Raw genomic sequence first — 21,346 nt, 5'->3', positions numbered from 1 at the left:
GGAAATTAAATGATATACTTGTTATCAGTTGAAAAACGAATGGACAGCCGATGCTGGATCTCGAACTCCTGCGCAGCTTCGTCTCGGTGGTCGATGCTCGCGGCTTTACCCGCGCCGGCGAGCGCGTTCACCGCACCCAATCCACCGTCAGCCAGCAAATCAAGCGACTGGAAGAGGATATCGGCCAGCCGCTGCTGAACCGCACCGGCAAGGACGTGACGCCGACCGAAGCCGGCGAGCGGCTGTTGTCCTATGCGCGACGGCTGCTGGCGCTGGCGGAGGAAGCCCGCGACGTACTGGCGCGCCCGACCAATGAAGGCGCTGTCAGGCTCGGCATCCCCGAGGATTTCGCGGCCTATCGCCTGACCGAATTGCTGGCGAATTTCTCGCGGTCGCGGCCCGGCTTGCGGCTCGACGTGCGCGCCGATCAGAGCACGTATTTGCGCCGCGATCTCGAACGCGGCGAACTCGACCTGGCACTGTTCAAGCGCGCCGCCGGTGAGAAAGGTGGCATTGCAGTGTGGCCCGAGCGGATCCATTGGGTCACGAGCAAGGCACATCCGATCGACCCCGCCATCCGGTCGGTCCCGTTGATCGGCTTTCCCGCCGGCTGCCTTTACCGGACCCGCGCGATTCATGCCATCGAGGCGGCAGGCCGCAGTTGGCACATGGCCTATACGAGCTCCGGCCTCGCCGGCATCCAGGCTGCGGTCGCCGCCGGACTTGGCCTCAGTATCCTGTCCGACATGGCTATCCAGGCCGACCATCGCATCTTGACGGCGAAAGAAGGCTTCGCGCCGATCGACCAGACTGAAGTGACGCTGATGGCCGCCCCCGATGCGAGCCCGGCAACGCTGCGGCTTGCCGACCACCTCGCCGAGTTCTGCGATACGGTGCAGGCGAAGGCGGCGTAAGGCCGCTCTTTCTTTTAATGCTCGTCGGTTTGCAGGGCCATGAAGCCATGCTTCGGACACGCCCCCAAGGAGCCCTCCATGCCGACATCCGACGCTGTTACTGTTGAGGCTCTGAGTCCCACGTCGTTCGAACCCTTCGGATGGGTGCTCGGCAAAACCGATCCTCTCAAAAAAGACGCGGTCGGTTTTCGAAGCCCGGCGAGCGATTTCTGGCACGAACACTTCTTTGATCCCGGCACGGGAGGCAACACCGAGGTCTTGTGGGTCGAGTATCGTGACAACAATCCGCTTGTCTCAAAGCTCGAAGTCCATCACCTGACCCAGCAGGCGGTCGTGCCTCTCACGAAAGAGATCGTTCAGGTCCTTTGCTTGAGTGACGCAAACCGGCAGCCGGATTTGTCGACCCTCCGAGCTTATCGTTTGTCTCCTGGCGTCGGAATCTGCATGCGCGCCGGCGTTTGGCACGCAACGCGCGCCGACAATGCGACCTGCCTGATGCTGACCCGAGGCTCGACGACGGAGGATCTTATCGACCATCTCGTCAACAGCCAGCCCGCAAAGGAGACTGCCATCCTGGAAATCCCGCAGGTTCGCCTGATCTAGGCAAAATGACGATCTATTGGATATCGCTGATCTAGCAACAGCGCGACGCAGCAATCGCGTGCATGCGCCGATCACCGAGCACATGGGCAATGAAGCCGAGGGTCTGGAAGATCCTGGCGAATGCCGCATCGCGGATGTTGAGCCCGCCGGCATAGGCGCCGAAGGCCGGCATCACCGCGCGGGTACCGTCGCTCGCAAAGCAACGACGTTCGACGGCGCGCCCGCGCGTGCTGACGCGCGCCTTCGGATGCAAATGACCGGCAATTTCGCCTGCAGCACCAGTCGGCTCATGACGGAAGATGATCGGGCCGACGGCCACTTCTTCAGCGACGGTGCCGCCGAGATCCGGCGGCAATGCGGGATCGTGATTGCCTGATATCCAGATCCAGTCACGGCGCATCTGCAATGCAGACAGCACCTCGCGATTGGCCGGGGACAACCGCTCATGGGCGTCGCGGTCGTGGAAACTGTCGCCGAGCGCAATCACAATGCGCGGATCGTGACGCGCGATCACCGCACCGAGGCGACCGAGCGTTGCGATCGTATCGTAAGGCGGCAGCAGCACGCCACGATTGGCATAGCTCGAGCCCTTTTCGAGATGCAGGTCGGACACCACCAGAAGTTTCTGCTCTTCCCAATACAAAGCACCCGACAGGTCCGCAGCCAACGTGACGCCGGCGATGCTGACGGTGCTCATATCGACGGTGATGGTCTCAGCGTGCATGGTGCTCTTTTAAGACGAATGCGAGATTCGCAAAACCCTTACGATTCTGTCTCTTCGAATCCCGCCGCCTCTTTCACGAGTTCCTCGGCGGCTTCTGCCAGGAGCTCGTCCGACGCTTCGCCGTATACCGCTTCACGGCCGATTTCCAGCATCACCGGCACCGCCAGCGGCGAGACGCGATCGAGTTCCCGGTGAATGATACGGCCCTGGATGCGCGTCAGCATGTCGCTCAATCGCCGAATATCCAGCAATCCCGTCGCGGCGTCGGCACGCGCGGCGCGCAGCAACACATGATCGGGCTGATGCTTGCGCAGCACGTCGTAGATCAGGTCCGTGGAGAACAGCACCTGCCGGCGTGACTTCTCCTCGCCGGTGAACCGCGTGTGGATCAGCCCCGAAATCACCGCGCAGGTGCGGAACGTGCGTTTCATCAGCGCCGATTCCGCGAGCCATGCTTCGAGGTCGTCGCCGAGCATGTCGGGATCGAACAGCGCGGCAAGATCGAGCCTGCCCTGCCTGATCATGTGCGACGTGTCGCCAAGGCCCCATATCGCCAGCGCATATTCATTGGCAACGAAGCCCAGCGGTCGCGCGCGGGCGCGTTCAAGACGGCGCGTCAACAGCATGCCCAGCGTCTGATGCGCGAGGCGGCCCTCGAACGGATAGCAGACGAGGTAATGCTTGTCGGCGCGCGGAAAGGTCTCGACCATCAGTTCGCGCGTGCCGGGCACATGAGAGACATGGGCCTGCAGCAACAACCATTCGCGCACCTGGTCGGGCAGGCCTTTCCAGGCGCGCTCATCGTCCAGCAGTTTGCGCACGCGTTCCGCGAGGTAGGTCGAGAGCGGAAACTTGCCGCCCATATAGGACGGCACTTTCGCGTCCTTGTCATGCGCGCGCGAGACATAGACCTGATCCTCGACCAGGGATTCATAGCGCACGACTTCCCCGCCAAAGACAAAGGTGTCGCCGACCACGAGGCCTTCGATGAAATATTCCTCGATCTGGCCGAGCATGCGTCCCCCGCGCGCCAGCGCACCAGTGACACCCTTTTTGCCTTTTCCGCTGCCTCCGCGCACCAGCCGCACCTTCAGCATCGTATCCTCGACGATGGTGCCGACATTCATGCGATACATCTGGCGCACCTTGGGATTGGTGACGCGCCACTTGCCGGAGGCGTCCTGCTTGATGCGGGCGAAACGCTCATAGATTTTCAGCGCATAGCCGCCGGACGCCACGAACTCCACGGTATCGTCGAAATCGACACGCGACAGTTCGGCATAAGGCGCCGCCGAGCGCACTTCGTTATAGAGATCGTCCGCGCGAAACGGCGCGCCGCAGGCGCAGCCGAGCACGTGCTGCGCCAGCACGTCGAGCGAGCCAGTCCGCAACGGCGGAGTATCCTGTGCATTTTCGGCAACGGCATCGATGGCGACGCGGCATTCCAGCACTTCAAAACGATTGGCCGGAACCAGTACAGCGCGCGAGGCTTCGTCGATCCGGTGATTGGCGCGGCCGATCCGCTGCATCAGCCGCGAGGCGCCCTTCGGCGCGCCGACATTAATGACGAGATCGACATCGCCCCAGTCGACGCCGAGATCGAGCGACGACGTGCAGACCACACCGCGTAATTTCCCGGCGGACATCGCGTCCTCGACCTTGCGGCGCTGCGCGACGTCGAGGGAACCGTGATGCAGCGCGATGGCGAGGCCATCGTCATTCATGCGCCAGAGATCCTGGAACAGCATCTCGGCCTGGCTGCGCGTATTGACGAAGACAAGTGTCGTCTTGTTGGCCTTGATGAGATCGTAGATCTCGCCGAGCGCATGGCGCGCCGAGTGCCCGGCCCAGGGCAACCGTTCCCTGGTGTCGAGCATCTCGACCACCGGCTCGGCTGCACCGCCGGCGATGACGATATCGGCCGAGACGCTTTCGCCTGATGGCTGCGGCACGAGGAAGCGCGCCAGCGATTCAGGCTCGGCGACCGTCGCCGACAGGCCGATGGCGCGCATGTCAGGCGCGAGTTTCCACAGCCGCGCAAGCCCGAGCGACAGCAGATCGCCGCGCTTCGACGTCACCAGCGCATGCAACTCGTCGAGCACGACGCGCTTGAGTGACGAGAACAGAAACGGCGCGTCGTCGGACGACAACAGCAGCGCCAGCTGTTCCGGCGTGGTCAGCAGGATATCCGGCGGATAGCGGCGCTGCCGCGCGCGGCGCGACACCGGCGTATCGCCGGTGCGGGTCTCGACCTTGATCGGCAGCTGCATCTCCGCGATCGGCGTTTCCAGGTTGCGCGCGATGTCGACGGCGAGAGCTTTGAGCGGGGAAATGTAGAGCGTGTGCAGGCCACCGGTGCGCTGAACGCCGCGGCCGGTGGAGACAAGGGCGTTTTTCCCCTCGCCCCGCTTGCGGGGAGAGGGTGGCGCGGACGCAGTCCGCGACGGGTGAGGGGGAGCTTCGGCGAACTCGGGAGTTTCAATTATGCGCTCCCCCTCACCCGGCTTGTTCGCTGTGCTCTCAAGCCGACCTCTCCCCGCCCGGCGAAGCTTCGCTTCGCTAGGCGGGGAGAGGTTAGACAATTCCACCAGCGTCGGAAGAAACCCGGCCAGCGTCTTGCCCGCGCCGGTCGGCGCAATCAGTAGCGCCGAGCGATCGCCGCGCGCCTTCTGCAGCAGCGCCAATTGATGTTCGCGCGGCGACCAGCCGCGCATGGCGAACCAGCGCAGGAAGTGATCGGGCAACAGGTCAGGTTTGGCGACGGATTTACGGGGCGGCACGCGTTAGAACTAGGCATTCTCGGCCGTCATTGCGAGGTCAAGGAAAGTTGCCGTGCAACTTTCCCCTAAGCCCTTGCGACGAAGCAATCCAGAAAACAGCAAGAGAGGACTGGATTGCTCCGCCCAAACGAAATTGGCCGCGCCAATTTCGCCGGGACTCGCAATGACGCGGAAAGACCTGTGGTCTTATTGCGTCACCGACTTGTCGGAGATGATCCAGTCCTTGCCGTCGAACCGCTGAGTGTACAGCGTCGCCATCGGAACATAGGCGTCATTGGTATAACTGTAACTCACCCCCGGCAGCATTTGCGGAGCGCGGAAGCCGTTCAGGCCGATGGCCTGTTTCAGCACGTTCTCATGGGTGAGCTCGTCGCCGCAGCGGCGCAAAATCTCTGCCATGGACACGGCCTGACCATAGCCGAAGAAGGCGATCGAATTATCGGCCGAGACTGTCGGCAGATATTTCGCACGCAGCGCTTCGAACGCCACGATGTCGGGATCCTTGGCATAGAGCGGCGAACCGATGTCCTTGCCATAGGCAATCGAGACGATGCCCTTGGCATTCTCCAACCCTGCCGCCTCCAGGATCGATCGGCCGGTGGAGCCCGCCGACAACAACTGCAGCGGCTTCCAGCCGAGCTCGACCACCTTGCGGATCGACTGCGATGTCGCCTTGCCGGTGGTGATGTTATAGAAAACATCGGCACCGGATTTGGCGAGATTGATCAGCTGCGAGTCGATCGTGGGATCGGTGAGATCGTAGGTCACCTCGGCGATCACCTTGGCGGTCCCGCCGGCTTTCGCGAGTTCATCCTTGAACGGCCCAAGGAAATCCCGGCCGAAATCATCGTTCTGATAGAGGATTCCGACTTTCGCATTTGGATTCACGCTGACGGCATATTTGGCGAGAATACGCGCCTCGGTCGGATAGAGCGGCAGGCCGGCCATGGTCCATTTGTTGTTCTTCGGATCGTTCCACTTCGATGCGCCGGTGTTGAGCAGCAGCTGCGGTACGCCCTTGGAATTGAGATATTTGTGCACGGCCGTCTGCGGCGCGGTGCCGAGCGAGCCATAGAGTGCGAGTACCTCCTCCTGCTCCACCAGACGGCGCGTGGCCTCGACCGCCTTCGGTGCGCTGTAGGAATCGTCCATCGTCAGAAACTTGATCTTGCGGCCATTGATGCCGCCCTTCTCGTTCAAGCTCTGGAAATAGGCTTCACCGACACGGCCCAGCACGCCATAGAGCGAACCGGGTCCGCTATGCGGAATGGTTTGTCCAATCTTGATTTCAGTATCGCTGGCGCCCGGATCGTATTTCTTGTCGGCGGCGATAGCGGCCGTCACAGTCAGTGGCAACACGACGACGGCGACCCGCGCCGCAGACGCAAACAGTCCCTTGTTCATAACGTTTTCTCCCTGATGATTTTTGATCCGGCTCTTTGCGAGTCCGATTGGTCGTCTCCATCCCCGGCCTGTCACCGGGGATGGTCGTTACTTCTAGAATACGCGCTTACTGGCTCACCGGCTTGTCCGACAGATCCCAGTCGGTGCCGTTGAAGGTGCCGACATAGAGCGCCTTGATGGTGGTGTAGTCGGTCGGCGTGAAGCCATAGGTGATACCCGGCAGGAACACCGGTGCGCGGTAGCCTTCCAGATTGGTGGCGTGCTTCAGGACATTCTCACGAGTGAGATCGTCGCCGCAGCGGCGCAGGATTTCCGCCATGGTCACGCCCTGCGAATAGCCCTGGAATGCGATGGTGTTATCGGGATCGACGTTCGGCAGATACTTCTTGCGCAGCTCCTGGAAGGCGATGACGTCCGGATCGTCCTTCCACTTCTCGCTGCCGACTTCCTTAGTGTAGGTCATCGCCACGATGCCCTTGGCATTTTCGGCGCCCGCGGCGTTGATGATCGAGCGGCCACTTGAGGTCGATACCAAGAGATGCAACGGCTTCCAGCCGAGCTCCGCGACCTTGCGGATCGATTGCGACGTCGCCTTGCCGGTGGAAATGTTGAAGAAGGTGTCGGCGCCCGATTTCGCCAGATTGATCAGTTGCGAATCGATGGTCGGATCGGTGAGGTCATAAGACGCCTCGGCGATCACCTTCGCGGAGCCGCCCGCTTCGGCCAGAATCTCCTTGAACGAATTCATGAAGTCCTTTCCGAACTCGTCGTTCTGGTAAAGGATCGCGACCTTGGCGTTCGGCTTGGCCTGCATCAGGTAGCGCGCGATGATCCGGCCCTCGGTCGAATAGATCGGCAGGCCCGGCGTGGTCCACTTGAACTCTTTCGGGTTATTCCAGCGCGAGGCGCCGGTGTTGAGCAGGAGCTGCGGGATCTTCTTGCTGTTGAGAAACTTCTGCACCGCCGACTGCGGCGCGGTGCCCAGCGATCCGAACAGCGCCAGCACCTCGTCCTGTTCGGCGAGCCGGCGAGTGGCCTCGACGGCCTTCGGCGCGCTGTAGGCATCGTCCAGCGACATGAAATTGATCTTGCGGCCATTGATGCCGCCCTTTTCGTTCAGCATCTGGAAATAGGCGGCCTGGGTCCGGCCGATCACGCCGTAGAGGGAACCGGCGCCGCTATAGGGGATGGTCTGGCCGAGCTTGATCTCGGTATCGCTGGCACCGGGGTCGTATTTCTTGTCCGCCGCGAAGGCCGAATGGGCCAGTACGGAGACAACTGCAGCGAGTGTTGCGGTCCTGAAGACGGACCTGTGGCGCGAAGGCATCTGGTGTTTTCTCCCTGAGACCCGCTTGTGCGGGCGTGTTTTTGTGACCCGTCGCGGCGTTGATCGCGGCTGTACGGGCTTGCCCTTATCCTCTGCGGGCGCGACAGGCTTGGCAATCCCTCACCGGTTGCCTCATGTTTTCCGTGGGTTGGCTATCGACAGGGCCTCAGCGCACCCAAACGTGACGAAATACGCATCGCGCCACGAGTGTCTAAACGCTTATTTAACCGGCTTTTTTTGGCCGGCGCCCCTGCGGTTGCAATGTCGGACAGTGTGGCCGTCCGGATACAGCCAATATGGCCCGACTCCCCTATTCTAACGGTTCAAATCTGAATTGGGGTCGACCATGAAACGTATTCTTCTTGCGAGCGCCGCGCTGCTCGGAACCGCTGTGAGCGCGCAGGCTGCCGATCTGGCCGTCAAGGCCCCTTATTACAAGGCGCCCCTCGTCTCGGTCTATAACTGGACCGGCTTCTACATCGGTGTGAACGCCGGCGTCGGCATCGGCCGCGACCGCGTCACACATAGCTACACCGGCGACTCGCTGTATCTCACGCCGCAGGGCGGCTTCGGCGGCGGCCAGATCGGCTATAACTGGCAGGGCGACTCGCTGCTCGGCCCGATCGTTTACGGCCTCGAAGCCGACATCCAGGGTTCGGGCCTCACCGGCGGTGGCGCCAATGTGGTTGGCCCGCTGCAGACCGTCTACGGTCAGAAGTCGGATTGGTTCGGCACCGTTCGTGGCCGCGTCGGTCTCGCAACCGGTCCGGTCCTGAGCTACTTCACCGGCGGTTTCGCTTACGGCAACGTCAAGACCACGATCACTGAAGGCGGCGTGACGGCGTTCTCGGATAGCCGCATGGCGACCGGCTGGACCATCGGCAGCGGCGTGGAAGCAGCCCTGGGCGGCAACTGGACCGGCAAGATCGAATATCTCTACCTGAACCTCGGCAACCGCTCTGATGCGTTCGCTACCCCGACCCAACTCACCAACACCGAACTGCGTGAAAACCTGTTCCGCGTCGGTCTGAACTACCGCATCGGCGGCAACAGCGTTTATACCCCGGTCGCTGCGGCGAACTGGACCGGCTGGTACCTCGGCGGCAACATCGGTTCTGGCACCGGTCGCGATCGCACCACGCTTACCGGCGTCACCCCGGTTCCCGAGCAGTTCAACCTTGCTCCGGACGGCATCAACGGCGGTGCCCAGATCGGTTACAACTGGCAGGCATCGAACTGGGTTTACGGTCTCGAAGCCGACATCCAGGCTTCCAGCCAGCGCGACAACAAGACTGCGGTTGCTCTCGGCCTCGTCAGCTACGATCAGAAGCTGCCCTGGTTCGGCACGGTTCGTGGCCGCCTCGGCTACTCGGTCGGTTCGACCCTGTTCTACGCTACCGGCGGTTACGCCTACGGCGGCGTGAAGACCAAGATCAACGCACTGGGCGTCGAAGTTGCCAACGCTTCGACCACCAAGAGCGGCTGGACTGCCGGCGCCGGCATCGAGACCCCGTTCAAGCTGCTCGGCCTGTTCGGACCGAACTGGACCTCGAAGACCGAATATCTCTATGTCGACCTCGGCTCGGCTTCGACCACGATCCTTCCGGGCGTCGTCAGCGAGAGCAAGGTTACCGAGCACATCTTCCGCACCGGCCTGAACTATCACTTCAACAGCCCGGTCGTTGCGAAGTACTGATCACAGCGACATCGACAGACCAACAAAACCCCGGCCTCGCGGCCGGGGTTTTTGTTTGTGTCTTCGCGCAACGCTGTTTCGGGAAAATTAACCACGAGGGAGGCAATATCTACGTACCGCAATTTCTGGTCGCGCGGCTACAGACAGCATCTAGTTACCGCTTCATAATTCGACCAGAAATCTGAACTGGATCCCTTCATGAAAAGCCTCTGCCTCACGACCGCCGCGCTGTTGTCCCTGACCGCCTGTGCACAAGCCGCCGACATGGCCGCAAAGGCGCCGTACTACAAAGCGCCGGTAGTCGCCGTTTATGACTGGACCGGCTTCTATCTGGGCGTCAACGCCGGCATCGGGCTCGGCCGGGATCGCGCCATCCACAACGACGGATTTCTGGGCACCGAATCGACCTACCTGTCACCGCAAGGCGCGCTCGGCGGCGGTCAGGTCGGCTACAACTGGCAGACCGGCTCCATGCTCGGCCCGGTGGTCTACGGCCTCGAAGCCGACATCCAGGGCGCCGGCCTGAGCGATGACCGCACCAATCTGGGCAGCCCGTTCGTGTCGACCACCTACAACCAGAAGATCGACTGGTTCGGCACCGTTCGCGGCCGCATCGGTCTGGCCACCGGTCCCGTGCTTGGCTACGTGACCGGCGGTTACGCTTACGGCAACGTGAAGACCAGCATCACCTTCGATAACTCCGGGACGGTCTTCTCGACCAACAAGATACAGAACGGTTGGGTCGTCGGCAGCGGCGTTGAAGCGGCCCTCGGCGGCAACTGGACCGGCAAGATCGAGTATCTCTACCTGAACATGGGGAACAACAGCTACGCGTTCGGCCCCCAGACGCTCAACACCGAAGTTCGCGAGAACATCTTTCGCGTCGGGCTGAACTACCGCGTCGGCGGCAGCGCCGTTTACACGCCGGTCGTCGCAGCGGACTGGACCGGCTGGTATCTCGGCGGCAACGTCGGTTCCGGCACCGGCCGCGATCGCAGCGGCATCTTCAAACCAGGTGATCTGCCTGGCGACCCGGCCACGAGCCTGATCTTCAACCTCGCTCCCGACGGCATCAATGGCGGCTTGCAGCTTGGTTATAACTGGCAAGCCGCGAACTGGGTCTACGGTCTGGAAGCCGACATCCAGGCCTCCAGCCAGCGCGACAACAAGACCGTGATCGACTTCGGCAGCCTCGCCCATGACGCCAAGCTGCCCTGGTTCGGCACGGTTCGCGGCCGCCTCGGCTACTCCGTGGGATCGACCCTGTTTTATGCCACCGGCGGTTACGCTTACGGCGGCGTAAAGACCAAGATCAGCGAAGACGGCGTCCAGGCGTTCAATGTTTCGACCACCAAGAGCGGCTGGACCGCCGGCGCGGGTATCGAAACCCCGTTCCGGCTGCTCGGCCTGTTCGGACCGAACTGGACCTCCAAGACCGAATATCTCTATGTCGATCTCGGCACGGCCTCGAACACCGTCAACACCGTGACCGTCACGACCGCGGTCACCGAACACATCTTCCGCACCGGCCTGAACTATCACTTCAACTCCCCGGTTGTTGCGAAGTACTGATCACAGCGACATCTCCGATAGGCAAAACCCCGGCCTCGCGGCCGGGGTTTTTATTTGGTAGGACGCCTGGCGCTCACAGACGTTATTGCCCGGCCGTCATTGCAAGGAGCCCTTGCAACGAAGCGACCGTCTTTTCGCTTCGATTTCTGGATTGCGTCAGCAAACTTGCCCTGGCTGACCCCGACGGCGTTAAAGCCGACACTTGATCGCGACGGCCACCAGTCCTGGTGCGGCAACGCCGCGTTCCGTGCGAGACGAAACGTGCTCAAGATGAATGAGCGCCAGGCCAGCAGCTGCGATCAGGCCGCGCAGATGATCTTCGCTCTGCGCATAACGCAAGCCCGCGCCGAGAGCGACACCGGCGCCATCATGGGTCTCAGCCGTGAAGGCGAGCAACCCGTCTGGGACCAGCACGCGCGTAGCTTCTCGCAAAACCGGCGCAAGGTCGTGCAGATAGATCAGTACGTCGGCTGCGATGACCAGCTCGACACTGCTATCTGACCGGCGGCACAAACCCTCGACGATCTCAGCCACTTCAAGCTCGGCGTAAAGCCCGGTGGCATGAGCGCGCTCGATCATGCGCGGCGACAGGTCGATGCCCATGATGGCGCCAGTGCAGGCGGCAAAAGCGCCGGCCGCCAGCCCGGTGCCGCAACCGAGATCGACGGCGCGGGGGAAGAGCATCGCCCTATCCGTCGCAGCGCATGCGGCACGCACGGCGCCCAACAGGACCGCTGGTCCGCGATAACCGAGCGTATCGACCAGAGCGGCGTCGAACTTGGGCGCGTATTGATCGAACAGCGCCGTCACATAGGTCGCCGGCATGGCCGAGAGATCGTCAGCGCCGAGCCGCATCAACCGCAGACCAGCACCGTTGCGATCACCGGGATCGCTGGCCTGCGCGCGGCGAAACGCGGCGATGGCGGCGGCGGTGTCACCCAGCTGCTCCCGGATCTCCCCGAGCACGAACCATGCGGTGGCAAAGCCCGGCGCCAGATCAGTGGCCTGCTCGAACAGATCGGCGGCCGCCACCAGATCGCCCTGCACCTGCAGGTCGCGCGCATAGTCGAAACGCCGGTCGGCGTTCATATCGCCGGATGACATGAACAAGCGCGCGGGCATGGTGGGAACCGATCGGAGGGCGGGGCGTTCGCAGGATGACTCGAACCAACCCAAGGCGGACCTATATAACCGAGATGCGTCCGCAAGACATCCTTATCCCGGTTCCCGCCGGCCTTTGCTGCAAACCGGGCGGCTTCCATATCGACCCCGTCAGACCGGTCGAGCGCGCCGTGATCACCCACGGCCATTCCGACCATGCCCGCCCCGGCCATGGCGCAGTGCTGGCGACGCAGGAAACGCTCGACATGATGCGGCTGCGCTACGGCGACAATTTCGCCGGCAGCACGCAGGCCATTGCCTATGGCGAGACGATCAAACTCGGCAACGTCACGGTGTCCTGCCACCCCGCCGGCCATGTGCTCGGCTCGGCGCAGATGGCCGTGACCTGCAAGGATATCTGCATCGTCGCATCTGGCGATTACAAGGACGCCCATGATCCGACCTGCACGCCGTTCGAGGTGGTGCCCTGCGACGTGTTCATCACCGAAGCGACATTCGGGCTTCCGGTGTTTCGCCACAGCGATGCCGCCGACGAAGTAAAGAAGCTGCTGGCCTCGGTCGCGCTGTTTCCGGAGCGCGCGCATCTGATCGGCGCCTATTCGCTCGGAAAGGCGCAGCGGATCATCAAGCTGATCCGTCAGGCCGGTTATGATGCGCCGATCTATCTGCATGGCGCGATGGAGAAGATCACGCACTACTATCAGAGCCGCGGCATCGATCTAGGCGAACTGCGCCCGGTGAAGGGCGTCAGGAAAGCCGATCTCGCCGGCACCATCACGCTGGCGCCGCCGTCGGCCACATCGGACGTGTGGACGCGGCGCTTTCCCGATCCAGTCACCGCCTTCGCGTCCGGCTGGATGCGCGTGCGCGCCCGTGCACGGCAACGCGGCGTCGAACTGCCGCTGGTGATTTCGGATCACGCCGATTGGAACGGCTTGATCGCAACAATCGGCGCGACCGGCGCCGGCGAAATCTGGGTGACTCATGGCCAGGAAGACGCGTTGGTGCATTGGTGCCAGAGCAAAGGCCTGACCGCGCGGCCTCTTGCGCTGATCGGCTATGGCGACGAGGAGGAGGAAGAGACACTTCCACCCGGCGAAAGCGCCGAGGCATGAACCGCTTCGCCGAACTGCTCGATCGCCTGGCCTATGAACCCGGCCGCAACAACAAGCTGCGGTTGATCACGGGCTATTTCCGCGAAGTGCCCGATCCCGACCGTGGCTATGCGCTGGCAGCGCTCACCGGCGCGCTGTCGTTCAAACATGCGAAAGCTGGATTGATCCGCGACCTCATCGCATCGCGAACTGATCCGGTGTTGTTTGAACTCTCTTATGACTATGTCGGCGATCTCTCGGAGACGGTTGCGCTGATGTGGCCGAAGGCCCAGGACATCGCGCACAACAACCCGCCACCACCGACACTCACCGAAGTCGTCACCACACTCCGCACGCTCGGCAAGGCCGAATTGCCCGCACAACTCACCCGCTGGCTCGATGAACTCGATGAGACCGGGCGCTGGGCGCTACTGAAGCTCGTCACCGGCGCGATGCGGATCGGCGTTTCGGCGCGGCTGGCCAAGACCGCCGCCGCGGCGCTCGGCGACAAGGACCCGCATGACGTCGAGCTGATCTGGCCCGGCCTTGCGTCGCCCTATGGCGAATTGTTCGCTTGGCTTGAAGGCCGCGCCGAGAAGCCAATCAATCGCGATCCTGCGCCGTTCCGCCCGGTGATGCTGGCGCATGCCATTGAGGAGTCCGACTTCGCCAATCTCGACGCGTCCGATTTCGTCGCGGAGTGGAAATGGGATGGCATCCGGATTCAGGCGGTCAGCGGCAAAGGCGATGACGACAGGATCGTCACGCGGCTCTATTCGCGAACCGGCGAGGACATCACCGGAAGCTGCCCGGACCTCACGCCATCGCTGCGTTTGCCCGGCGCGATCGATGGCGAGTTGCTGGTGCTGCGCGAAGGACGCGTGCAGTCATTCAACGTGCTGCAACAACGGCTGAACCGGAAAAGCGTGACGCCGAAGCTGATGAAGGAATATCCCATTCATCTGCGCGCCTATGACCTGCTCAGCGATGGCGAGACGGATTTGCGCGAACTGCCATTCGAACAGCGACGAACCAAACTGGAAAAGTTCATCGCAGAGCTGGACGACGACAGGATCGATCTGTCCGACCAGATCCCGTTCGCAACGTGGGATGCCCTCACCGCCGCACGTGCCGACCCTGTCAGTGCCGGAGCCGGCGAAGATGCCGATGCCGTCGAGGGCGTGATGCTGAAGCGGCGCGATTCCGCCTATCTGCCGGGACGGCCGAAAGGCCAGTGGTGGAAATGGAAGCGCGATCCGCACGTCATCGACGCGGTGCTGATGTATGCGCAACGCGGCCACGGCAAGCGCTCGTCCTATTATTCGGATTACACCTTCGGCGTCTGGACCGCAGGCGAGAGCGGCGACCAGCTGGTACCGGTCGGCAAGGCCTATTTCGGCTTCACCGACGAGGAGCTGTTGCAAATCGACCGCTTCGTCCGCCGCAACACCACCGAAAAGTTCGGCCCGGTGCGCCACGTCACCCACGAACCTGACAAGGGGCTGGTGCTGGAAGTTGCCTTTGAAGGGCTGGCGCGCTCGCCCCGGCACAAGTCGGGGGTCGCAATGCGGTTTCCCCGCATCAGCCGGCTGCGCTGGGACAAGCCGCCACGTGAGGCCGACCGGCTGGAGACGCTGGAGCGCATGCTGAAGGCGGAGACCACAATTGCGCCGCCCGAGCCTGCGACGCCTTGACGGTCCATACTTGACGAACGAGCCGGGTTCCCCATTTGCGTGGGACCACCTATGATCAGCGCGCGATTTGCGCGCAGGAGACCATGATGCAGCCAAATGAGACCCGGGACTTGCCGGCCAACAATGACGGCCTGGCGCGCTTCCTCGGCGGTTCGCCGCTGGCGGTACTCGGCCGGCTGATCCTGCTGTCGATCCTGGTCGGCGTCGTTCTCGCCGCCATCGGCTTCGATCCGTGGAACATTGTCACCAGCATCCGGCGCCTGTTCCAGTGGGTCTACGACCTCGGCTTCGATGCCATCAACGGCCTCTGGCGCTACTTCCTGCTCGGCGCCGTGATCGTCGTGCCGATCTGGCTGATCATGCGGCTGTTCAGCGCGCCCCGCGGCCGCTGAGACGCGCATCATCCGCTTCAGGCTGCATTGATGTCGTCGGGATTGTCCGTCACCAACAGGCGCGTCTTTGCCATTGCCGGCCCGGCCATGCTGGCCAATCTGACGACGCCTCTGATCGGCATCGTCTCGACCGCGGCAATCGGCAGGCTTGGCGACCCGCACCTGCTCGGCGGTGTGGCTTTGGCCTCCGTGGCATTCGACTGCATTTTCTGGCTGTTCGGATTTCTGCGCATGGCGACGGTTGCCTTCACCGCACAGGCGCTTGGCGCCGGTGACCGGATCGAGGTGCGCGCTATCCTGCTGCGCGCGTTGATGCTCGGAGCGGCGATCGGGCTGACGCTGATTATCTTGCGGACACCGCTGGCGGCGCTGGTGTTCAGCATCATGGGCGGCAGCGACGCCGTCACATCCGCCGCACGCCAGTATTTCTTCATCCGACTCTGGTCCGCGCCGCTGATGCTCGGCAACTATGTCATTCTCGGCTGGCTGGTCGGCCAGGCGCGCACCGGGATCGCTCTGGCACTGCAGGTCGGCATCAATCTCGCCAACATGGCACTCACCGCCCTGCTGGTCCTGCAATTCGACTTTGGCGTCAGCGGCGCAGCACTGGCCACGGTGATCGCGGAAACCGCGGGCTTTCTCGCCGGCCTCATCGCCATGTGGAAAATCCTGGGCGGCCGCATCGATGTGCCGCGCGCGATCCTGTTCGACCGCATCCGGCTACTACGGTTGTTCGCAGTCAATCGCGACATCATGATCCGTACGGCAGCACTGATTGCTGCATTTCTCTTCTTCACGGCGCAGGGCGCCCGTGCAGGCGACCTGACCCTGGCTGCCAATGCAGTGCTCAACAACTTCGTCATGATCGGCTCGTTCTTCCTCGACGGCATCGCCACCGCCGCTGAGCAGCTCTGCGGTCAAGGCACCGGCGCTCGCGACCGCAAGCAATTTTCCCGGGCCGTAAAGCTCGTCCTGATCTGGAGCACGGCATTCGGCATCGCTGTCACGTTGCTATTCGTGCTGTTAGGCGGCCTGCTGATCGATTTCATCACCACCAGCCCCGAAGTTCGGCTCGCTGCGCGGAACTACATGCTGCTGGCGGCGCTGGCGCCCGCCTGCGGCGTCCTCGCTTATGCCTATGACGGCATCTATATCGGCGCATCGTGGGCGCGCGACATGCGCAACCTGATGCTGCTGGCGCTGGCGATTTACATCGCTGCATGGTTCGCACTGGCCAGCCTCGGCAATACCGGACTATGGCTCGCATTTCTGGTGTTCATGCTGTCGCGCGGCGCTTTGCAGGCGCTGCGTCATCCAGCCCTGCTGCGACAGTCGTTTCCGCAGCAGGCCTGGCTTACGCCGGCCAGTCTTCCGCTGTGATCGTCGCCGCATCGGCGCCGACGATTTCCGACAGTGAATCACGGCCGGTGCGCAGCAGCGTCGAGGACAGGTCGGCCTTGATGCTGTCGACAAGGCCGACGCCTTTATAGACCAGCGCCGAATAGAGCTGGATCAGGCTCGCACCCGCGCGAATCTTGGTGAGCGCCGCACCACCGCTGTCGATGCCGCCGGCGCCGATCAGCGGAAATGCACCTTCGACACGCACGAAAGTCTCCGCCACCATGCGGGTAGACAGCCTGAACAAGGGCCGCCCGGACAATCCGCCCTGCTCTTTCGAGCGTGCCTGTTCGCGCAAGGTCGAGGGACGGCCGATCGTGGTGTTCGCGACGATCATGCCATCGACGCCGCGCGAGCGCGCGACATGGACGACATCGTCGAGGTCGGCGAGGCTGAGATCGGGCGCGATCTTCAGCAGCACCGGAGAATCTCCCGCATTCTTGCGAACGCGCTCACGCGCATCGATCACCCGTGCCAGCAGATCGTCGAGTTCGGCGGCCTGCTGCAGATTGCGAAGGCCCGGCGTGTTCGGCGATGACACGTTGACGGTGAAATAGCTCGCCACCGGTGCAAAGGTCTCGATCAGCCGCACATAATCCTGCGTGCGATCGGGCGAATCCTTGTTGGCACCGACATTGACGCCGACGATACCGCCATTCTGCGCACGTGCAGCCAGCCGACGCAGCACGACCTCCGCACCGTCATTGTTGAAGCCGAGCCGGTTGATGACCGCTTCGTCACGCTCCAGCCGAAAGATGCGCGGGCGTGGGTTGCCGGATTGTGGCTTCGGCGTCACTGACCCGATCTCGGCAAAACCGAAGCCAAGACGCAGCAGCGCATCCGGCACTTCGGCGTTCTTGTCGAAGCCGGCCGCGATCCCCACCGGATTGGGGAAGTTCAGACCGAATGCACGGACCGCGAGTTTCGGATCGTCCGGCCGCGGGCGGGCGTAAGGCAGCATGCGCAACCCGCGGATCGCGAGGCGGTGCGCGTCTTCGGCATCGAGCATACGCAGCATCGGTAGGGAAAAGGCATCGAAAGCGCGGATCACGATTTGAGCTCCGGAATGTCGTGGTTGCCGTCGGAGCGCGCACGCAGATCCATGACGGCCGTGACGGCGCCGAGATCGAGTTCGCCATAGAGATGCGGGAACAGATCGCCGCCGCGGGATGGCTCCCAGCGCAGGTCGTCACCGAGTGCGTCTGCGTCCACAGCGACCAGAAACAGGCCGGTCTGGCCGAAATAGTACTTCCGGAGCGTCTCGGGAAGCTGTGCCGCGGTCGAGAAGTGGATGAAGCCGTCCCGGGCATCGTCGGCGCTGCCGCGATAGGTGCCCTGACGCTCGGCCTCGCGCCAGCTCGAGGCCGGACAGATTTTATAGATGGTGCGCAACCGCCCAGACTTCCAATTTGGTTGAATCAGCTGTTTTCGATGTGGTGTGGACGCCCAGTCGCGGGATTCGATGGCTGGAGCCGACAGTCGACCGTATCGGCGCCCCCCCTCCACTTCAAGGCTGCACATTTTTTTCAAATGCCTGTTGCGAAATCCGTGCATTCACGGCAATAATTCCTAGATTTCGCCACGATTCACCGCCCCGCAGAAATCCGGGCCAAGGGACCGAAACCGATGATGCTCTCGCACGCCCAGATCTGGAACGCCCTCGACCGCCTCGCAGAGCGCAACGGCATGTCACCCTCCGGCCTTGCGAAGAAAGCGGGGCTCGACGCCACGACCTTCAACAAATCCAAGCGCATTACCAACGACGGCCGCGAACGCTGGCCGTCGACGGAGTCGGTCTCGAAGGCGCTGACCGCAACCGGCGTGACCATCGACAGCTTCGTCACGCTGATCGAAGGCACCAAGCGCATCGTGCAGTCGGTGCCGCTGCTCGGCTTCGCACAGGCCGGCCATGGCGGTTACTTCGACGACGCGGGTTTTCCCGCCGGCAGCAAGGGCTGGGACGAAGTGGGCCTGCCGTCGGTGAATGACGAGCACGCTTATGCGCTGAAGATCTCCGGCGACTCGATGAAGCCCGCTTATCGCGACGGCGACATCATCGTCGTCTCGCCTGAAGCGCAGATCCGCAAAGGCGACCGCGTCGTGGTCAAGACCAAGGACGGCGAGGTGATGGCGAAGGAATTGAAGCGCCGAACCACGAAGATCATCGAGCTGCAGTCGCTCAATCCGAACCATGTCGACCGCAGCTTTCCGGCCGCCGACATCGCCTGGATCGCGCGCATCGTCTGGGCGAGCCAGTAACCGAACACACTCTGGACTGGCGTCCGGCCACCGAATGATCTATGCGAGTTCCCTATCCGAAACTCGCAACCTTCGGTGGCGCCATGAAAACCAGAACAATCGTTGCCGGCGCGATCGCGCTGGCCCTCGTTAGCGCAGGTTCTCTCGCACATGCGAAGCCCATGACCTGCGCGGTCGTCACGACAAAGCAGATCGAAGCGCTATTCGACCGCTGGAATGCCTCGCTCGCAACGCTCGACCCCGCCAAGGTCACCGCCAATTACGCCTCGGACGCGGTGCTGCTGCCGACGGTGTCGAACACGCCGCGCACCGACAGCGCGTCGATCCAGAGCTACTTCGTGGATTTTCTGAAGAAGCACCCGCAAGGCAAGATCGACACGCGCACCGTCAAGATCGGCTGCAACATGGCATCCGACGTCGGCACCTACACCTTCACGCTGTCCGGCAAGTCCCCCAGCGATACGCAAATCGTCAAGGCCCGCTACAGCTATGTCTATGTCTACCGCGACAAGAAATGGCTGATCGCGCACCACCACTCGTCGGCAATGCCGGAGCCTGTCACGTCGGCGGCACCGACAGCAGCGCCGAAATAGGCATCAAGAAAAAGGCGCGCTCCATCAGGAAGCGCGCCTTTGACGTTTCGCAGGGCGTGAGCCTCAGGCCGAGCGCGCCAGCGCGCCGTCGATCATGTTGATCGCATTCTGCACGCCATAGACTGCGACGAAGGACCCGAAGCGCGGGCCCTTCTCCTGGCCGAGCAGCACCTGGTACAGCATGTTGAACCAGTCGAGCGAGACGCCGGGCCGGCCATCCTTGGCGAGCTTCTTGTGATCAAGGAACGGCTCGCGGCGGCCGATCTCATAGACCGCGTTCTGGATGTCTTCCGGCGTGGCCTCCGCCGGCAGTTGCGACAGCGCATCGCGCAGATCCTGCAGCGCCACGCGCTCGACATCAGTGGGCTCGCGGAACGTCTTGGTCGGCGCCACAAAGTCCCGATAGTAGTTGATGGCATAGCCGACCATCGCGTCGAGCCGCGGATGCGTCGCCGCGGAGACGCCCGGCCGATAACGCCGGATGAAGCCCCACAGGGTTTCGGCATTCTCGGCATTCGACGACGACACCAGCGTCAGCAGGAGCTGGAACGTGACCGGCATGTCCGCCACCGGCGGATCGCCGGCATGGATATGCCAGGCCGGATTGGACAGCCGCTGCTTGGGATCCTGCTTCGCATAGCCTTCGACGAACTGCTGGTACTCGTCGACATTGCGCGGAATCACGTCGAAGAACAGCCGCTTGGCCGCCTTCGGTTCGCGATACATGAACAGCGACAATGACTCCGGCGACGCGTAGCGCAGCCACTCGTCGATGGTCAGGCCGTTGCCCTTCGACTTGGAGATCTTGCCGCCCTTGTCGTCGAGGAAGAGCTCATAGTTGAAGCCTTCCGGCGGCGTGCCGCCAAGCGCAGCGCAGATCTTGCCCGACAGCTTTACGGAATCGATGAGATCCTTGCCGGCCATTTCATAGTCGATGCCGAGCGCCGCCCAGCGCATCGCCCAGTCGGCCTTCCACTGGCACTTCACATTGCCGCCGGTGACCGGCGTCGTGACTTCTTCGTTAGTGTCAGGATCGACATAGGTGACGGTGCCGGCAGCCACGTCGCGCCCGATCATCGGCACCTGCAGCACCACACCCGTTGTCTTGCTAATGGGGAGGAACGGCGAATAGGTCGCACGGCGATCCGGGCCTAGCGTCGGCAGGATGATGTCCATGACCTTGTCATAGACTGCGAGCATCTTCAGCAGCGTCGCATCGAACCGGCCGGATGTGTAGTAGTCGGTCGACGAAGCGAATTCGTAGTCGAAGCCGAACTGATCCAGGAAGACGCGCAGCCGTGCATTGTTGGCCGCGCCGAAGGACGGATATTCGTTCGAGAACGGATCCGGCACCCGCGTCAGCGGCTTGCCGAGATGCGATGCCAGCATGTCCTTGTTCGGCACATTGTCCGGCACCTTGCGCAGACCGTCCATGTCGTCGGAGAAGGCAATCAGCCGGGTCTTGATCTTGTCCTCGGTGAGTACGCGAAAGGCATGGCGCACCATGGTCGTGCGCGCGACCTCGCCGAAAGTGCCGATATGCGGCAGGCCCGACGGACCGTAGCCGGTCTCGAACAGCACTTCGTCTTTCGGCGTTTTCTTCAGACGCGCCACCAGCGCCTTCGCCTGCTCGAACGGCCAGGCGTTGGAAGTCTCGGCGAGCGCGCGCAGCTCGCTCGGGCTCATGGTGGGGTCTAGCGTGGACATCGTGTTTTGGGCCTCCGGGCCGCGGAACCTAGCGGCTCCGCACCGAAATGCCAAACCGCGGGATGAG

General features: G+C 62.7%; 18 protein-coding genes. 10 read left to right on the top strand and 8 right to left on the bottom strand.

What is annotated here, in order from left to right:
* The first annotated feature begins 50 nt into the window (after positions 1–50).
* Both SFY93_RS06040 and SFY93_RS06035 read left to right on the top strand, forming a co-directional pair.
* Positions 51–914 (top strand): LysR substrate-binding domain-containing protein, encoded by an 864-nt coding sequence (locus tag SFY93_RS06040; protein ID WP_116664696.1) that lies wholly within the window; start codon positions 51–53, stop codon positions 912–914.
* Positions 915–992: 78 nt separating this feature from the next.
* Complete coding sequence (locus SFY93_RS06035; RefSeq protein ID WP_320446404.1) at positions 993–1,517, top strand: ureidoglycolate lyase; 525 nt, start codon at positions 993–995, stop codon at positions 1,515–1,517.
* 31 nt (positions 1,518–1,548) lie between these two features.
* On the opposite strand, the gene pdeM is transcribed toward SFY93_RS06035, so the two are convergent.
* The 4 genes from pdeM to SFY93_RS06015 all read right to left on the bottom strand — a co-directional run bounded on the left by pdeM (position 1,549) and on the right by SFY93_RS06015 (position 7,752).
* The gene (gene pdeM, locus SFY93_RS06030) at positions 1,549–2,241 is read right to left on the bottom strand and encodes a ligase-associated DNA damage response endonuclease PdeM (RefSeq protein WP_320446403.1); all 693 of its coding nucleotides are present in this window, start codon (positions 2,239–2,241) and stop codon (positions 1,549–1,551) included.
* Between the two features lie 38 nt (positions 2,242–2,279).
* Positions 2,280–5,021: a ligase-associated DNA damage response DEXH box helicase gene (locus SFY93_RS06025; protein WP_414717072.1), complete on the bottom strand. Its 2,742-nt coding sequence runs from the start codon at positions 5,019–5,021 to the stop codon at positions 2,280–2,282.
* A 186-nt stretch (positions 5,022–5,207) separates the two neighbouring features.
* The gene (locus SFY93_RS06020) at positions 5,208–6,425 is read right to left on the bottom strand and encodes an ABC transporter substrate-binding protein (protein WP_231078378.1); all 1,218 of its coding nucleotides are present in this window, start codon (positions 6,423–6,425) and stop codon (positions 5,208–5,210) included.
* Between the two features lie 106 nt (positions 6,426–6,531).
* On the bottom strand, positions 6,532–7,752 hold the full coding sequence (locus SFY93_RS06015) for an ABC transporter substrate-binding protein (RefSeq protein ID WP_089266798.1): 1,221 nt from the start codon (positions 7,750–7,752) through the stop codon (positions 6,532–6,534).
* A 346-nt stretch (positions 7,753–8,098) separates the two neighbouring features.
* On the opposite strand from SFY93_RS06015, the gene SFY93_RS06010 reads away from it, so the two are divergent.
* Complete coding sequence (locus SFY93_RS06010; RefSeq protein WP_089266797.1) at positions 8,099–9,448, top strand: outer membrane protein; 1,350 nt, start codon at positions 8,099–8,101, stop codon at positions 9,446–9,448.
* Positions 9,449–9,646: 198 nt separating this feature from the next.
* Positions 9,647–11,020 carry an outer membrane protein gene (locus tag SFY93_RS06005; protein WP_320446402.1) on the top strand — a complete coding sequence of 458 codons (1,374 nt, stop codon included), beginning with the start codon at positions 9,647–9,649 and terminating at the stop codon, positions 11,018–11,020.
* Positions 11,021–11,209: 189 nt separating this feature from the next.
* On the opposite strand, the gene SFY93_RS06000 is transcribed toward SFY93_RS06005, so the two are convergent.
* Positions 11,210–12,142, bottom strand: a complete 933-nt coding sequence (locus SFY93_RS06000) for a class I SAM-dependent DNA methyltransferase (protein ID WP_320446401.1) — start codon at positions 12,140–12,142, stop codon at positions 11,210–11,212.
* 74 nt (positions 12,143–12,216) lie between these two features.
* Between SFY93_RS06000 and SFY93_RS05995 the strand changes: the two genes are divergently transcribed.
* From SFY93_RS05995 to SFY93_RS05980, 4 genes are all read left to right on the top strand, one after another.
* Entirely contained in the window at positions 12,217–13,257 is a 1,041-nt protein-coding gene (locus SFY93_RS05995; RefSeq protein WP_320446400.1) for a ligase-associated DNA damage response exonuclease, read from the top strand.
* On the top strand, positions 13,254–14,930 hold the full coding sequence (locus tag SFY93_RS05990) for an ATP-dependent DNA ligase (protein ID WP_320446399.1): 1,677 nt from the start codon (positions 13,254–13,256) through the stop codon (positions 14,928–14,930). Before SFY93_RS05995 ends, SFY93_RS05990 begins: the two co-directional genes overlap by 4 nt.
* Positions 14,931–15,016: 86 nt before the next feature.
* Complete coding sequence (locus SFY93_RS05985; protein ID WP_068737958.1) at positions 15,017–15,322, top strand: DUF6460 domain-containing protein; 306 nt, start codon at positions 15,017–15,019, stop codon at positions 15,320–15,322.
* A 30-nt stretch (positions 15,323–15,352) separates the two neighbouring features.
* Positions 15,353–16,702: an MATE family efflux transporter gene (locus SFY93_RS05980; RefSeq protein WP_320446398.1), complete on the top strand. Its 1,350-nt coding sequence runs from the start codon at positions 15,353–15,355 to the stop codon at positions 16,700–16,702.
* On the opposite strand, the gene SFY93_RS05975 is transcribed toward SFY93_RS05980, so the two are convergent.
* Positions 16,677–17,771, bottom strand: coding sequence for a quinone-dependent dihydroorotate dehydrogenase (locus tag SFY93_RS05975; RefSeq protein WP_175365900.1), 1,095 nt, complete (start codon positions 17,769–17,771; stop codon positions 16,677–16,679). The two genes, SFY93_RS05980 and SFY93_RS05975, sit on opposite strands and share 26 nt — an antisense overlap.
* Complete coding sequence (locus SFY93_RS05970; RefSeq protein WP_170849835.1) at positions 17,768–18,112, bottom strand: DUF952 domain-containing protein; 345 nt, start codon at positions 18,110–18,112, stop codon at positions 17,768–17,770. The genes SFY93_RS05975 and SFY93_RS05970 overlap by 4 nt, the downstream gene beginning before the upstream one ends.
* A 237-nt stretch (positions 18,113–18,349) precedes the next feature.
* Between SFY93_RS05970 and SFY93_RS05965 the strand changes: the two genes are divergently transcribed.
* Together SFY93_RS05965 and SFY93_RS05960 are read left to right on the top strand one after the other, a co-directional pair.
* Complete coding sequence (locus SFY93_RS05965) at positions 18,350–18,979, top strand: S24 family peptidase (protein WP_089266927.1); 630 nt, start codon at positions 18,350–18,352, stop codon at positions 18,977–18,979.
* 83 nt (positions 18,980–19,062) lie between these two features.
* Positions 19,063–19,572, top strand: coding sequence for an SgcJ/EcaC family oxidoreductase (locus SFY93_RS05960; RefSeq protein WP_309940652.1), 510 nt, complete (start codon positions 19,063–19,065; stop codon positions 19,570–19,572).
* A gap of 63 nt (positions 19,573–19,635) precedes the next feature.
* On the opposite strand, the gene SFY93_RS05955 is transcribed toward SFY93_RS05960, so the two are convergent.
* The gene (locus tag SFY93_RS05955) at positions 19,636–21,279 is read right to left on the bottom strand and encodes a lysine--tRNA ligase (RefSeq protein WP_320446397.1); all 1,644 of its coding nucleotides are present in this window, start codon (positions 21,277–21,279) and stop codon (positions 19,636–19,638) included.
* Between the last annotated feature and the right edge of the window lie 67 nt (positions 21,280–21,346).

The sequence above is a fragment of the Tardiphaga sp. 42S5 genome (assembly GCF_034044155.1).
GTDB lineage: Bacteria > Pseudomonadota > Alphaproteobacteria > Rhizobiales > Xanthobacteraceae > Tardiphaga > Tardiphaga robiniae.
The sequence above is the reverse complement of the archived record's forward strand: the minus strand, read 5'-3'. Positions and strand labels throughout refer to the sequence as shown.